The sequence below is a fragment of the Kitasatospora sp. NPDC056800 genome (genome assembly GCF_042789775.1).
GTDB lineage: Bacteria > Actinomycetota > Actinomycetes > Streptomycetales > Streptomycetaceae > Kitasatospora.
Map to the genome: position 1 here is coordinate 25069 of NZ_JBHUAL010000069.1, position 13790 is coordinate 38858.

Sequence of the window (13790 nt, forward strand, 5' to 3'; positions counted from 1 at the left end):
CGGACCCGGACCGACCCACGAAGGAAGGCATGGACTCATGAACCCGCAGCACGACCAGGACCTCGGGTGGGACGCCTCCGGCGCGCTCCGGGAGCGCGAAGCAGGCGTGCACGCCCCCGCTCTCCTGCGGGCCGTGGAGTGGTTGCGGGGTCTGCTGCGGATCGGCGGCGGCGGACACGCCCCCGTCCACCGGGTGCTGGACGTCGGCAGCGGGCCTGGCGTGGTGACCTGCCTGTTGGCGCGCACCTTCCCGGACGCCGAGGTCGTAGCCGTCGACCGGTCGCCCGGCCTCCTGGAGCAGGTCCGTTCGCGCGCGGCGGCTCAGGGGGTGGCGGACCGCGTCGTCACTCAACTGACGGACGTCAGCGGCGAGTTCGACGCGCTGGGTGCCGCCGACCTGATCTGGAGCCGTCACGGCGTCCAGCAGGTGGGGGACCAGCAGGCGGCACTGCGCTCCCTGGTCGCCTGCCTGCGGCCGGGCGGGCTCCTCGCCGTCGCCGAGAGCGGGCTTCCCCCGCGCTTCCTGCCCCGCGACATCGGCACGGGGCGTCCGGGCTTGCAGGCCCGCCTGGACGCGGCCGCCGAGGATGCCTTCGGCGCGATGCGCGACCAACTGCCGGGCGCGGCCGCGACGGTGGAGGACTGGCCGGCCATGCTCGCCCGTGCCGGGCTCGTCCCCAGCGGGACGCGCAGCTTCTTCACCGATCTCACGTCCCCCCTCGGGATGTCGGCGCGGGAGTACCTGCACCTGCGTCTGACCCGGCTGCGCGACCGGATCGGTGACCGGCTGGATCCGGAGGACCGCGCAACGCTGGAGCAGCTCCTGGACAGCGACACGTCCGCGGGCATCCTCGGACGTCCTGACGCCTTCTACCTCACGGCCGACACCGTCCACACCGCCCGGCTGTGCCACGGCGGCGTTCGGCACTGAAACGCTCCTCACCGTGACGAGGCCGCAGCCCGGAAGCTGCGGCCTCGTCGCTCGTCGTGGCCGGTCCGGGTCCGGGTTCGGGCCCGGTGCCGGCGTCGGCGACGCCGACGGGATCGTCAGCCGTTCTGGCAGCGATCGGGAGCCGGGGCCGCGGGCCGCTCCATCTCGCGCAGTCGTGCGAACGGCGCGGCCGTGGCGAGGGCGAGAGCGATCGCTCCCATGAGCAGGAGCGCGAACCAGCCGCCGGACCTGTCGATGACGACTCCGGCCGCGGCGGACGCCAGCGAGGCGCCGAGGTTCACGGAGGTGTTGATCCAGGTCGACGCCTCCGTCCGGCCGGACTCCGGGACGACGGTGTCGGCGATGAGGTACCCGGTGATGAGGGAGGGGGCGAGGAAGAGGCCGACGAGGGCGAGGCCCACGGCGAAGAGACCGAGCGGGTGCAGCTGGGACACGAGCACCGCGGCGAGCCCCATGCCGGTGCACAGGGTGAACAGCCTCGCGCCGATGCCCGACGTGAGCTTCAGCTGCCCGTAGAGGAACCCGCCGAGGGCGCTTCCGCCGGCGAAGGCCGCCAGGAGCCAGCCCGAGGCCGCGACGGCGTCACGCTGCGCGGCGACGGCCGGCGCCGCGATCTCCGCGACGCCGAGCACGCCGCCGACGCCCACGAGGACGGTCAACACCCGTGCGAATCCCGGCTGCTGGAGCGGGCGGTCACCCCGCGCGACACCCCCTCCGGTTCCGCGCAGCGCCCCCGACGACGCGCTGGACGTCATCGCCGCGGTGCCGAGGAAGACCGTGGCGGCGGTCACCCAGAGTCCGGTGGCGGGAGACGTGGCCACGATGACCGCGGTGATGACGACGGGACCGCCGACGAAGAGGAGCTCCTCGCAGACCGCGTCGATGCTGAACGCCTTCGTCCGCTGGTCGCCGGCCGTCGTGAGCGACGCCCAGATCATCCGCATCGCGGCCCCCAGGGGCGGCGCCGTCAGGCCGACCACCGCGCTGAGGACGAGGAACCAGGCATCCGCGACGCCCTCGGCTCCCGCGATGAGCGCGAGGGCGACGAACCCCGAGGCCTGGCCTGCCGCCATGGCGGTGAGTGCGATCCGCTGCCCGAGCCGGTCGACGGCCCGGGCGCGCCAGGGGGCGGCGGCGACGTTGGCGATCCCGAACGTCGCTGTGGCGAAGCCGGCCTGGGAGTACGAACCCGTACTGGCCTGGACGGCGAGGAGGAGGGCCAGGCCGCCCATCGCCAGGGCGGACCGGGCGACCAGGGCGGGGAGGAAGGCGCGAAGCGCGCCGGGAAGGAGAAGCACTGCGAGCATGAGGAGGCTCCGATGATGCGCGGCCGGGGTCGTGTGCGCGGCCGCCGACGTCTGACGGTGATCGAAGTCCGGAGGGCATGGGGAACCGCACCCTCGACGGATCAGAACCTGGGCGGGAGGGACCCAGGACCGTCAGATGAACATCACGATGAACACCCGCGGAGCCTAACAGGCGGGCAGCGGAGACCGGCCGGAATTATCGCCCCGCCGGTGCCGCCCGGGTCCTCGACGTCGGCCTCGCGGCCTGAGACACCACAGGGCCCGGGGCATTGGTCCGTGCCGGTGAGCGGTCCCGTCGCGTGCCCGGGGATGGGCGGTCCGGCGGACCGGGCGTGGTTCAGTGGCGCGGACGGCGGTGACCAGGGGCTTCGGAGGGTGGTGCGGATGTCGGGCGAGGGCGGGTTCCCTTCCCGCGGCGTGTGGCGGCGCCCGGCACTGCGCTGGGTGGACGTGCTGGTGACGGCGGCGCTGCTGGGGCTGCTCTACGGCCTGCTGCGGCTGGCCCCGTCGCTGGACGCGCCGTTCCTGCCGGAGCAGGCGCCGTCCACGGTGTCGACCGACCCGTCGGACCTGCCGTACTACGCGGTGCGGTCCCTGCTGCGGATGTTCGTGGGGCTCGTCGTCTCCGTGCTGTTCACCTTCGTCTACGCCACGGCCGCGGCGCGGATGCGGCGGGCGGAGAAGGTGCTGCTGCCGGTGCTGGACGTCCTCCAGTCGGTGCCCGTGCTGGGGTTCCTGTCGGTGACCGTGACCGCGTTCATCAACCTCTTTCCCGGTTCCACGCTGGGGCTGGAGTGCGCGTCGATCTTCGCGATCTTCACGTCGATGGCGTGGAACATGACGTTCGCCTTCTACGCCTCGCTGACCAGCCAGCCCGGGGAACTGGACGAGGCGTCCCGGGTGATGCGGCTGACCAAGTGGCAGCGGTTCTGGCAGCTGGACGTGCCGGGCGGGATGATCCCGCTGGTGTGGAACGGGATGATGAGCTTCGGCGGGGCGTGGTTCTTCCTCGCCGCGTCCGAGTCGATCAGGGTCCTGGGGCACCAGTACGCCCTGCCGGGCATCGGGTCCTACGCCGCCGCCGCGATCCAGGAGGGGGACCTGGGGAAGGTGGGCGTCGCGATCGCGGTGATGGTCGTGATGGTGGTCGGGGTGAACGTGCTGTTCTGGCGGCCGGTGGTGGCCTGGTCGGAGCGGTTCCGGGTGGAGGAGTCGGAGGCCGCCGAGCGGCCCCGCAGCGCCGTGCTGGACCTCCTGCGCCGCTCCAGCGTGCCGGAGCTGCTCGGACGGCCGCTGCGGCCGGTCGGCACGGCGCTCGACCGCGGCACCCGGGCCTTCGGCCTGGCCGAGCACCCGCTGGCCCCTCCGGCGGCGCGTGAGCGAACCGGGGACGTGTTCTTCGCGGGCGCGGTGACGGCCGTGGTGCTGCTCGGCACCTGGCGGGCCCTGGACTACGTCGACGCCACGGTCGGGCTGGGCGAGTTCGGCCACGCCCTGTGGCTGGGCGCGGTCACCTTCGGCCGGGTCGTGGTCCTGCTCGTCGCGGCGACCGTGGTGTGGGTGCCGATCGGTGTGTGGATCGGCATGAACCCCAAGGTCACCCGCTTCGCCCAGCCGGTGGTGCAGGTGCTGGCGAGCTTCCCCGCGAACTTCCTCTTCCCCTTCGCCACGGTGCTCTTCGTGGCGGTGGGCATCTCGCTGAACGTCGGCGCGGTGCTGCTGATGGCCCTGGGCGCGCAGTGGTACATCCTGTTCAACGTCATCGCCGGCGCCTACGCGATCCCCTCCGACCTGCGCGAGGCGATGACCGGCTTCGGGGTGAGCGGGACGCTGCGCTGGCGCGCTTTCATCCTGCCGGCGGTCTTCCCGTACTACGTCACCGGCGGGATCACCGCGGCGGGCGGCGCGTGGAACGCCTCGATCGTCGCCGAGGTCGTCGACTACGGATCCCACCACCTGACCGCGACCGGGCTCGGCGCCTACATCACCGCCGCCACCGCCACCGGTGACTTCCCGAGGATCCTGGTCGGGATCAGCGTCATGAGCATCTACGTCGTCGCCCTCAACCGCCTGCTGTGGCGCAGGCTCTACCGGATCGCCGACACCCGCTACGCACTCTGACCGAGGGACCGAGGGACGGCGAGACAGCGGGACGGCGAGACAGAGGGACCGAGAGGCCGAGGACCGAGGGAGCGCGATGACCACCAGCACCGTCCACACCCCGATCGTCGAGGCGGTCGGCGTGACCAAGACCTTCACCACCCCCGACGGGCGGGCCCTGCCGGTGCTGGAGGACATCGGCCTGCGCCTGGTCGAGGGCGAGATCGTCGCCCTGCTCGGCAAGTCCGGCTCCGGCAAGTCCACCCTGCTGCGCTGCCTGGCCGGCCTGATCGCCCCGTCGTCCGGCACCGTCTCCTACCGGGGCGATCCGCTCACCGCCGCCAACCCCGGGGTGGCGATGGTCTTCCAGTCGTTCGCGCTGCTGCCGTGGCTGACGGTCCAGCAGAACGTCGAACTCAGCCTGCGGGCCCGCGGGGTGGGGGAGGAGGAGCGGCGCCGGCGGGCGCTGGACGCGATCGACCTGATCGGGCTGGACGGCTTCGAGGGCGCCTACCCCAAGGAGCTGTCCGGAGGCATGCGGCAGCGGGTCGGGTTCGCCCGGGCCCTGGTGGTCGAGCCGGACGCGCTGTTCATGGACGAACCGTTCTCCGCGTTGGACGTGCTGACCGCCGAGAACCTGCGCTCCGAGCTGGTGGGCCTGTGGGAAGGGCACGAGGCGCCGGTCAAGGCGATCCTGATCGTCACCCACAACATCGAGGAGGCGGTGCTGCTCGCCGACCGGATCCTGGTGCTCTCCTCCAACCCCGGGCGGATCCGCGCCGAACTCACGGTGGACCTGACCCGGCCCCGCGACCGCCGCACCCCGCAGTTCGAGGCGCTGGTCGACACGGTCTACGGCATCCTCACCGGACGGGAGGAGGGCGCGGCCGCCGGCGCCGGACCGGCCGCCCGTCCGGTCGAGACCCCGATCACCGTCCCGCTGCCGCAGGCGAGCGTGGGCGGCCTCGCCGGCCTGCTGGAGATCCTGCTCGCGATGGGCGGGGAGGAGAGCCTCGCGGAGATCGCCGACGAGCTCAACTTCGAGGTGGACGACCTCCTGCCGATCGTGGACGCCGCCGTCCTGCTGGGCCTGGCCACCACCATGGCCGGCCGGATCGCGGTCACCGGCGTCGGCCGGGAGTTCGCGGCCGCCGACATCCTCGCCAGCAAGCAGCTCTTCGCCCGGCTGGCCGCCCGCCGTGCCCCGCTGGTGCGCGCCATCGTCCAGTCCCTGGCGACCACCGAGGACCACACCCTGCGTGAGGGCCTCTTCCTCGACCTGCTGCGGCGCGGCTTCGACCCGGTCGGCGCGCGCCGGCAGCTGGAGACCGCCATCGACTGGGGTCGGTACGCGGAGCTGTACGACTACGACGCCGACGACGCCGAGTTCGAGCTCGAACCCGGGGCGGAAGCCGCGCTGTGACGCGCCCGGCCCTGTCCGGTCAGGGGGCCGCGGCTTCGACGAACTCCAGGAGATTGCCCACGGGGTCGGTGGTGTAGAAGCGGCGCCGGGGCGGCAGGCTGTCGTCCCAGACCACCTGCGCGCCGAGTTCGGCGAGCCGGTGGGCGAAGTCGTCGATCTCGCAGACCGCGAGGCCGGGGTGGGCCTTGGTACTGGGACGGAAGCGCTCCTCGACGCCGAGGTAGAGCCGGACCCGGCCGCCGTCGGCGGCGAACCAGCAGCCACCGCGGCCGGTCAGCGGCCCGGGCTTGGGCAGCTCCGCCATCTGGAGGACGTCGCCGTAGAAGGCGCGCAGCAGTGCCTCGCTGCCGGGTGGTGCGGAGAGCTGGACGTGGTCGAGGGCCGTGATCACTGCGGTGTCCTCTCGGTCGGGGCGGTCGGGGTGGTTTCGACGGGCGGCTGGGAGTGGGCCGTACTCAGGCGAGTGCCGGCTCCGCGGCTGTCGTCGGGTGCCCGGCTGTCGACTGCTCGGCGGCGTCGCGGCCGTCGTCGAGGTGCCAGTGCAGGTCGCGTACGCCGGGCTCCAACGACAGGCGGGTGACGACCTGTTCGAGCGCCGGGGCGATCTGTCGGGCGATCGCGACGGTGGCCCGCAGGCTGGTGGCGTCGCCGTTGTCGGTGCGGCGGGCGCGCAGGCCGGTGGGGGCGAGTCCGGAGGCGGTGAGGGCCTGGAGCAGCAGGGCCCGGATGTGGGTCTCGGACTTGCGGTCGCATTCCAGGTGGACGGTGGCGCGGGTGGTGGAGTCGGGGTCGCTGCCGGCCTGTGGGGCCCGGTCGAGGAGTCGGCCGGCGGGGCGCAGGACCAGGTGGACGACGAGGACGGCGAGTGTGCCGAGGACGGCGAACCGCAGTTTGCCGGAGGCGGCGAGGACTCCGACGGCGGCCGAACACCAGAGTGTGGCGGCGGTGTTGAGGCCGCGTACGCCGGCGCCGTCGCGCAGGATGACGCCGCCGCCGAGGAAGCCGATGCCGGAGACGACGTAGGAGGCGACCCGGGTGGGGCTGGCGGCGTCGCCGACGGCCTCGCTGTAGAGCACGAACAGGGTGGCGCCGGCGGCGACCAGGGCGTTGGTGCGCAGGCCGGCCATCCGGGCCCGCCACTGGCGTTCGACGCCGATCAGCGCGCCGCAGGCGACGCCGGTGGCGAGCCGTACCAGGAAGTCGACGGTGGTCAGGGTGTGCACGACGGCACCTCCTTCACGGGAGGAGGGGTACGGACGGTGGCACGCGGCCGGCGCCCCCGGCGCGGTGGGTCAGCTGCCCGGGGCGGTCCGGACGATCGTGATGACGACCAGGACCGTCACGATCGGCGGGTAGGTGCGCGGGGCACCCGTGCCGATATCGCAACCGGTGGAGACCGCGCTGCGCGCTGCGAGGACGCGATGCCGGCAGGGCACGGCGAAGCCGTCGGGCGGGCGTGACGCAGCGGCGCGTGTGCGCGCGGGGAAGGTGGCTACCGCGTGCCGGAGGTGTACGAGGGCAGGCGCGGGAAGGGCCGACTGTGGCCCGGACTACTGCAATCCATGTCTCTCGCCTCCTCCCGGTCGACGCACCCCGTGGTGCGTGTGATCGACACGGCAAGGAGTTCGCCGGCGCGCGGAAACAGCGGCCGACTCACCCCAACTCGTCAGAGCTTTGGCACTCCACGGCGTGTCCGGCCGCATAGGCCGGAAGCCACTTCGGATCAACCCTTAGGTCGGGAGGATCTGTCCTAACCCTGGGCGTCTCTCGACGTCGTCGGATCAGTGGCCTGTGTCCGTGAAGAAGCCTCACCGAACGAGGTGCCTTCTTCAAACCTCGAAAATCATAGTCCTCCGCCCCGGGCATACTTGCGTACTTGGTAGAATCTTTACCTTTCGGCTCATGCGGAGAGTGGGGCCACGTGACGGCCGCCTGACCCCTCACCTCGCCAATCCCGGGCACCCACCGCGCCGGGCGGTGATCCGGTCTAGCGTGAACGGTGCTGACGACGAGGACGAAGGAGGTGGCGGCCGTGCGGCTGGAGATGCTGACGGTTCCGCAGTGCCCGAACGAGTCGGTGCTGGCGGAGCGGCTCGCCGTGGTGCTGGCCGACCTGCCGGGCGTCGGGCTGGTGCGGCACGTGGTCGAGGACCAGGAGGACGCCGAACGCCTGGGCATGCACGGCTCGCCCACCCTGCTGGTCGACGGGAACGACCCGTTCGCCGCCCCCGGAACACCGCCGAGCGTGTCCTGCCGGCTCTACCGGAGCGCGGACGGCCGGGTGGACGGGGCGCCGAGCGTCGAGGAACTGCGACGGGTACTCGGTGCCCCGGCCCGGTCCGCCACCCGCGAGGTCGGATGACGTGCTCCGCGGGGACCGACCCGCGGGCTCGTGCCCACTCACGGTGAGGCGTCCTGGCTCGCGAGCGGTGGCCAGACCCTCGCCTCGGTCCGGTCCGCGAAGCCGGCTCGACACCTTGCTCCTATAGCGTGCGCCGGAACCGAAGTCCGGAACGGCCGTGGGCCGTGGTCGAGGAGCGAGCGATGGGGACACCGGCAGCGGCCCGGGCCGGGGAGCTGGGGCGCCACCTGGGCGTGTTCGACGCCGTGGTGATCGGGCTCGGGTCGATGATCGGCGCGGGGATCTTCGCCGCGCTCGCGCCGGCCGCCGGCGCGGCCGGGTCCGGTCTGCTGCCGGGCCTCGCCCTGGCCGCGGTGGTGGCGTACTGCAATGCCACCTCCTCGGCCCGGCTGGCCGCCCGCTACCCGGAGTCCGGTGGCACCTACGTCTACGGCCGTGAGCGGCTCGGCGAGTTCTGGGGCTACCTGGCGGGCTGGGGCTTCGTGGTCGGCAAGACCGCCTCCTGCGCGGCGATGGCCCTCACGGTGGGCTCCTACGTGTGGCCCGGACAGGCGCACGCGGTCGCGGTCGCCGCGGTGGTGGTGCTGACCGCGGTGAACTACGTCGGCGTGCGGAAGTCCGCGTGGCTGACCCGGGGGATCGTCGCCGTCGTCCTGGCGGTGCTCGCCGCCGTGGTCACCGCCTGCCTGACCGGCCCCGCAGCCGAGGGCGCGCGGCTCGCCGTCGGTGCGGACGCGACCTTCGGCGGGGTGCTCCGGGCAGCCGGGCTGCTGTTCTTCGCGTTCGCCGGCTACGCGCGCATCGCCACCCTCGGGGAGGAGGTCCGCGACCCGAAGCGGACCATCCCCCGGGCGATCCCCACCGCGCTCGCCATCACGCTCGTCGTCTACGCGGCCGTCGCCGTGGCCGTGCTCGCCGTGCTCGGGCCCGACCGGCTCGCCCACACCGCCGCACCGCTCACCGAGGCCGTGCGTGCCGCCGGCGTCCCCGCGCTCGCCCCGGTCGTGCGCACCGGGGCGGCCGTCGCGGCGCTCGGCTCGCTGCTCGCGCTGATCCTCGGGGTCTCGCGCACCACCCTGGCGATGGCCCGCGACCGGCACCTGCCCCACGTCCTGGCCGCCGTCCACCCGCGCTTCCGGGTGCCGCACCGCGCCGAGCTCGCGGTCGGCGCGGTGGTCGCGGTCCTGGCCGCCACCACGGACGTCCGCGGCGCGATCGGCTTCTCCTCCTTCGGTGTGCTGGCCTACTACGCCATCGCGAACGCGTCCGCCTGGACCCTCACCCCCGTGAAGGGCCCCGTGCGGATCTTGCCCGTCGTCGGCGCCGTCGGCTGCGTGCTCCTGGCCTTCGCCCTGCCGCCCTCCTCGGTCCTGTGGGGAGCCGCGGTGATCGCGGCCGGTGCCGCCGCCTACTGCCTGCGCAGGGCCGCCGCCCGCGCCTGACGGACGGGAGCACCGTCCCGGCGGCTAGGCAGGGCCCCGGGAGGTGGCGTTACGCCTGGGCGCGGCTCAGGACCCAGACGCCGTAGGCGTCGTTCGCGGGGTGCAGCTGGTAGGTGCCGGCCCGCAGGTCGACGCGCAGTCCGGCGGCGGTCAGGTCCGCCTCGAACTCCGCCGCCGGGTAGGTGCGGGCGTGCGGCGGCGGGTCCTGGAGGTGGAAGCCGACCAGGATCCGGCCGTTCTCGCCGAGCACGTCGCGCATCGCGCCCAGCGCCCTGCGTTCCGTGCCCTCGGCGAGGAAGACGATGACGTTGCCCACGCAGACGACCAGGTCGAACGGGCCGTCGTCGGGGCCGAGGTCGAGGATGTCGCGCTCCTCGATCGCCAGCCCGGGGTAGGTCTCCCGGGCCTGCCGGACCAGGGCCGGGTCGGGCTCGATCGCGACCACGTCGTGCCCCCGGCGCAGCAGCGCCGCGGCCACCCGGCCCATGCCGGCGCCGGCGTCGAGCACCCGGGCGCCGCGCGGCAGGAGCGTGTCGGCGAGCCGGGCCTCACCGTCGACGTCCTCGCCGGTGGAGATGAGGTCGGCGAACCGCTTGCCGAAGTTCTCGCTCTGCCCCGCCTCCTGCCAGCGGGTTCGCCGCGTCGTCGGTATGGGCTCTCCGTGCGGCGGCGTGGTGCTGTTCATGTCCCGCATCCTAAGGCGAGACCGTCGGCGCTGGTCACGGCCACCGAACGGTCGGCCGCGGGCCCTGGCGCCGCAGGCCCTCCCGGGGCCTCGGGCTCCGCGAGACGACCGGACGATCATGTGTCGGACCCGCCCGGCCGTCACAGCTCGGCCGACAGGCTGATTGCCGAGGCGGGGCACAGGGCGACCGCCTCGCGCACCGCGTCCAAGGCCTCAGCGGGAGGGTCGGGCTGCCGTACGACCGAGGTGCCGTCCTCCTCGCGCTGGTCGAAGACCTCGCCGGCCGTCAGGGCGCACATTCCGGAGCCGATGCAGCGGTCGACGTCCACGGTGATCCTCATCGGTCACGCGTCCCAGGTGACGGGGAGGCTCTTCACCCCGTAGATGTCCGCGAGCTCCGGGCGCAGGGCGACCTCCTCGGGCGGTACGGCCAGCCGCAGCGTGGGGAAGCGGCCGAGCAGCGCGGGGAAGGCGACCCGCATCTCGATGCGGGCAAGCTGCTGGCCCAGGCACTGGTGGATGCCGTGGCCGAAGGCCAGGTGTCCGCCGTCCTGCCTGCTCAGGTCGAGCACGTGGGGATCGGGGAAGCGCTCGGGGTCGCGGTTGGCGGTGTTGAAGGAGAGGATCAGCCGCTCGCCGGCCTTGACGGTCCGGCCGCCGAGTTCGACGTCCTCCAGGGCCGTCCGCATGAAGGTCTTGGCGACGCTCAGGTAGCGCAGCAGCTCCTCCACGGCCCGGTCGGCGAGCGCGGGATCGGCGCGCAGCGCGGCCAGTTGGTCCGGGGTGCGCAGCAGCGCGAAGGTGCCGAGGGCCAGCATGTTCGCGGTGGTGTCGAGACCGGCGGCGAGCAGGATCAGGCTGATCCCCTTCAGTTCCTCGTCGGTCAGGTCGCTGTCGGTGAGGTCGCTGAGCACGTCGTCGGTGGGGTGGGCGCGCTTGGCGGCCACGAGTTCCGCCAGGTACTCCTGGGTCGCGGCGTAGGCCGCCATGAGGTCCTCGTCGCTCGTCTCCCCGTTCATGAACGAGTCGACCTGCTCCTGGAAGGAGCCCCGGTCCTCGTACGGCACCCCGAGCAGTTCGCAGATCACGATGGCGGGGATGGGCTTGGCGAACGCGGTCACCAGGTCGGTCGGAGGCCCGGCGGCCTCCATGGCGTCCAGGCGGGCGGCGGTGACCTGCTCGATGCGCTCGGTGAGCAGCCGCATGCGCCGTACGGTGAACTTGCCCGTCAGGGGCTTGCGGTAGCGGCTGTGCTGGGGCTCGTCCATGAGGACGAACTCCCCGGGCGGCGCCGGCGGGATCTGGAAGTCGCCGTAGTCGATGGTCGGGTGGAGCATCAGGTCCTTGCGCGAGCTGAACCGGGTGTCGGCCAGCACCGCCCGGACCAGGTCGTAGCCGGTGACCAGCCAGCCGGGCTTCCCGCCGGGGAAGGTGTAGCGGCTCATCGGCCCGTGCCGGCGGGCGTCGATCAGCTCGGCGGGCGGGTCGAAGGGACAGCCGGGGCGGCGCGCCGCCGGCATGGTGGTGACGGTGTGCGGGGATTCCCCCATGGCCGTGCCTCGTTTCGCGTTGCCGCACGTTCGGACAACTGGAAAGCTACGGCTTTTCCTGACGTGGCGTCAATCGTACGAAAGGCATTATGCCAGCTCAGTAGCGGCAAACTGATGCAATGACGCTGACCTCGAACGCAACGGCCCGTTGCAATGGATGAAGGTTAAGGCAAACTCGCCGGGCGTCACGGAGCAGGCTGTCACCCGGAGGACCGGTGGGCGCGGTTCGCTGTGGCGTGCACGGAGCCGAGCAGGCTGAGTGCCTCGGCGCTGGGGCTGCCGGGTTCGGCATGGTAGATGATCAACTGCTGGCCGGGGGCGTCCCGCACGTCGAACGCGTGGTGGGTGAGGGTCATGCCGCCGACGTCCGGGTGGTGGACGTGCTTGTGTTCGCGGGTCTTGCCGCGCACGGTGTGGGTGTTCCACAGTCGGGCGAAGTCCGTGCTGCGCGTGCTGAGTTCGCCTACGAGAGCCCGTAGGCGCGGACTGCCCGGGTCGACGCCGGACGCCTGGCGCAGGTGCCCCACCACCGTCTCCGCCGTCCGGTCCCATCGGGGGTGGAACGGTCGACCTGCCGGGTCGAGGAAGACCATGCGGGCCAGGTTGTCCATCGCTTCGAAGGGGGAGTACAGGGCCTCGGCCAGGGCGTTGGCGGCCAGGACGTCCAGGGCCGGGTCGATGACGAACGCCGGAGTGCCGGGGTAGCCGTCCAGCAGGACGCGCAGGGCGGGGGCGACCCGGTCGGTGGCGGCGACGGGCCGCCGGGACGGTGCGGTTCCGGACAGGTGGTGAAGGTGCGCCCGGGCGTCGGTGTCCAGCAGCAGCGCGCGGCTGAGCGCGTCCACCACCTGCGCGGACGGGTGGCGTTCGCGGCCCTGTTCCAGCCGGGTGTAGTAGTCCGCGTTCACCCCTGCCAGTACGGCGACCTCCTCGCGGCGCAGCCCGGCGACCCTGCGCACGCCATGGCTCGGCATCCCGACCTCGTCCGGCCGCACGGCCGCACGGCGTGCCCGCAGGAACTCACCCAGCTGGTTGTCGGTCATGTGCCCACGCTATGCCGAGGGCCCGGTGTGCTGCCTGGGTGTACCGCACCCGGGCAGCACACGGCCTGGGCCGCCTGGAACACCTCGCCCAGACTCGGTGCCCTACCGAGAGATGAGGGGCAGTCATGCACGACCGGACAGTCAAGGTTGTAGCGATCACCGGTGCCAGCAGTGGGATCGGCGAGGCGACCGCCCGCCGGCTCGCCGCCGACGGCCACCGCCTGTTCCTGGGAGCGCGGCGCACCGATCGCCTGGAGCGACTCGTCACGGAGATCACCGCCGCGGGCGGCACGGCGGCGACCCGGCGCCTGGACGTGACCGGGGCCGCCGACGTGCGGGACTTCGTGGCCGCGGCCGAAGAGCGGTACGGCCGCGTGGACGTGATGGTCAACAACGCCGGGGTGATGCCGCTGTCGCCGCTGGAGGCGCTCAGGACGGAGGAGTGGGACCGCATGATCGACGTGAACCTGCGGGGCGTCCTGCACGGCATCTCCGCCGCCTTGCCCGTGCTGCGCGCCCAGGGCGGCGGGCACATCGTGAACATCGCCTCCGTCGGTGCGCACGAGGTCTCTCCCACCGCCGCCGTGTACTGCGCCACCAAGTTCGCGGTCCGTGCGATCTCCGAGGGCCTGCGTCAGGAGTCCGCCGGTGACGTCCGGGTCACGCTGGTCTCGCCGGGTGTCACGGAGTCCGAACTCGCCGACGGCATCGCGGACCCGGCCGCCCGGGCGGCCATGCGGACCTACCGCGCCGTGGCCCTGCCGGCCTCCGCGATCGCGGACGCCGTCGCCTACGCGATCTCCCAGCCGCCGTACGTCGACGTGAACGAGATCGTCGTACGACCGGCGGCGAGCGCCCAGTGACGGAAGATCCCGGAATGCTGCCGGCACCGGCGCTACGGCACCGGGCCGGGGCACGGCAGGTGC

The 13790-nt window shown here is 73.0% G+C and carries 13 protein-coding genes and 1 riboswitch; of the genes, 6 read left to right on the top strand and 7 right to left on the bottom strand.

All coding sequences use genetic code 11. From position 1 onward, the window contains the following. Positions 1-37 precede the first annotated feature (37 nt). Complete coding sequence (locus ACFRQN_RS17610) at positions 38-931, top strand: class I SAM-dependent methyltransferase (protein WP_380741103.1); 894 nt, start codon at positions 38-40, stop codon at positions 929-931. Positions 932-1047: 116 nt separating this feature from the next. Here ACFRQN_RS17610 and ACFRQN_RS17615 read toward each other — a convergent pair whose 3' ends face one another. Further along, a complete protein-coding gene (locus ACFRQN_RS17615; protein ID WP_380741104.1) occupies positions 1048-2259 on the bottom strand; it encodes an MFS transporter in 1212 nt (403 codons plus the stop codon). Between the two features lie 384 nt (positions 2260-2643). Between ACFRQN_RS17615 and ACFRQN_RS17620 the strand changes: the two genes are divergently transcribed. Both ACFRQN_RS17620 and ACFRQN_RS17625 read left to right on the top strand, forming a co-directional pair. Continuing rightward, complete coding sequence (locus ACFRQN_RS17620) at positions 2644-4380, top strand: ABC transporter permease (protein WP_380741105.1); 1737 nt, start codon at positions 2644-2646, stop codon at positions 4378-4380. A 76-nt stretch (positions 4381-4456) separates the two neighbouring features. Beyond that, entirely contained in the window at positions 4457-5782 is a 1326-nt protein-coding gene (locus ACFRQN_RS17625; RefSeq protein WP_380741106.1) for a nitrate/sulfonate/bicarbonate ABC transporter ATP-binding protein, read from the top strand. A gap of 19 nt (positions 5783-5801) precedes the next feature. Here the strand turns inward: ACFRQN_RS17625 and ACFRQN_RS17630 are convergent, their stop codons facing one another. Beyond that, positions 5802-6173: a VOC family protein gene (locus ACFRQN_RS17630; RefSeq protein WP_380741107.1), complete on the bottom strand. Its 372-nt coding sequence runs from the start codon at positions 6171-6173 to the stop codon at positions 5802-5804. 64 nt (positions 6174-6237) lie between these two features. Continuing rightward, positions 6238-7005 (bottom strand): MgtC/SapB family protein, encoded by a 768-nt coding sequence (locus ACFRQN_RS17635; protein ID WP_380741108.1) that lies wholly within the window; start codon positions 7003-7005, stop codon positions 6238-6240. A gap of 427 nt (positions 7006-7432) precedes the next feature. Next, positions 7433-7609, bottom strand: a riboswitch (M-box (ykoK) riboswitch). A gap of 172 nt (positions 7610-7781) precedes the next feature. On the opposite strand from ACFRQN_RS17635, the gene ACFRQN_RS17640 reads away from it, so the two are divergent. Together ACFRQN_RS17640 and ACFRQN_RS17645 are read left to right on the top strand one after the other, a co-directional pair. Continuing rightward, complete coding sequence (locus ACFRQN_RS17640; protein ID WP_198959392.1) at positions 7782-8144, top strand: hypothetical protein; 363 nt, start codon at positions 7782-7784, stop codon at positions 8142-8144. 182 nt (positions 8145-8326) lie between these two features. Further along, positions 8327-9586, top strand: a complete 1260-nt coding sequence (locus tag ACFRQN_RS17645; protein ID WP_380741109.1) for an APC family permease — start codon at positions 8327-8329, stop codon at positions 9584-9586. Positions 9587-9635: 49 nt separating this feature from the next. Here the strand turns inward: ACFRQN_RS17645 and ACFRQN_RS17650 are convergent, their stop codons facing one another. The 4 genes from ACFRQN_RS17650 to ACFRQN_RS17665 form a co-directional block, all read right to left on the bottom strand. Then, entirely contained in the window at positions 9636-10271 is a 636-nt protein-coding gene (locus tag ACFRQN_RS17650; protein WP_380741110.1) for a class I SAM-dependent methyltransferase, read from the bottom strand. A gap of 140 nt (positions 10272-10411) precedes the next feature. Next, a complete protein-coding gene (locus tag ACFRQN_RS17655; RefSeq protein WP_380741111.1) occupies positions 10412-10612 on the bottom strand; it encodes a ferredoxin in 201 nt (66 codons plus the stop codon). Between the two features lie 3 nt (positions 10613-10615). Further along, positions 10616-11821, bottom strand: coding sequence for a cytochrome P450 (locus ACFRQN_RS17660; protein ID WP_380741112.1), 1206 nt, complete (start codon positions 11819-11821; stop codon positions 10616-10618). A 200-nt stretch (positions 11822-12021) separates the two neighbouring features. Next, entirely contained in the window at positions 12022-12864 is an 843-nt protein-coding gene (locus ACFRQN_RS17665; RefSeq protein WP_380741113.1) for a helix-turn-helix transcriptional regulator, read from the bottom strand. Between the two features lie 125 nt (positions 12865-12989). Between ACFRQN_RS17665 and ACFRQN_RS17670 the strand changes: the two genes are divergently transcribed. Next, complete coding sequence (locus ACFRQN_RS17670) at positions 12990-13727, top strand: SDR family oxidoreductase (RefSeq protein WP_380741114.1); 738 nt, start codon at positions 12990-12992, stop codon at positions 13725-13727. The last annotated feature ends 63 nt before the right edge of the window (positions 13728-13790 follow it).

Bases quoted from the DNA above. Each gene is read 5' to 3' on its own strand.
- ACFRQN_RS17610 (WP_380741103.1), top strand. From the start codon at position 38: ATGAACCCGCAGCACGACCAGGACCTCGGGTGGGACGCCTCCGGCGCG.
- ACFRQN_RS17615 (WP_380741104.1), bottom strand. From the start codon at position 2,259: ATGCTCGCAGTGCTTCTCCTTCCCGGCGCGCTTCGCGCCTTCCTCCCC.
- ACFRQN_RS17620 (WP_380741105.1), top strand. From the start codon at position 2,644: ATGTCGGGCGAGGGCGGGTTCCCTTCCCGCGGCGTGTGGCGGCGCCCG.
- ACFRQN_RS17625 (WP_380741106.1), top strand. From the start codon at position 4,457: ATGACCACCAGCACCGTCCACACCCCGATCGTCGAGGCGGTCGGCGTG.
- ACFRQN_RS17645 (WP_380741109.1), top strand. From the start codon at position 8,327: ATGGGGACACCGGCAGCGGCCCGGGCCGGGGAGCTGGGGCGCCACCTG.
- ACFRQN_RS17650 (WP_380741110.1), bottom strand. From the start codon at position 10,271: ATGAACAGCACCACGCCGCCGCACGGAGAGCCCATACCGACGACGCGG.
- ACFRQN_RS17655 (WP_380741111.1), bottom strand. From the start codon at position 10,612: ATGAGGATCACCGTGGACGTCGACCGCTGCATCGGCTCCGGAATGTGC.
- ACFRQN_RS17660 (WP_380741112.1), bottom strand. From the start codon at position 11,821: ATGGGGGAATCCCCGCACACCGTCACCACCATGCCGGCGGCGCGCCGC.
- ACFRQN_RS17665 (WP_380741113.1), bottom strand. From the start codon at position 12,864: ATGACCGACAACCAGCTGGGTGAGTTCCTGCGGGCACGCCGTGCGGCC.
- ACFRQN_RS17670 (WP_380741114.1), top strand. From the start codon at position 12,990: ATGCACGACCGGACAGTCAAGGTTGTAGCGATCACCGGTGCCAGCAGT.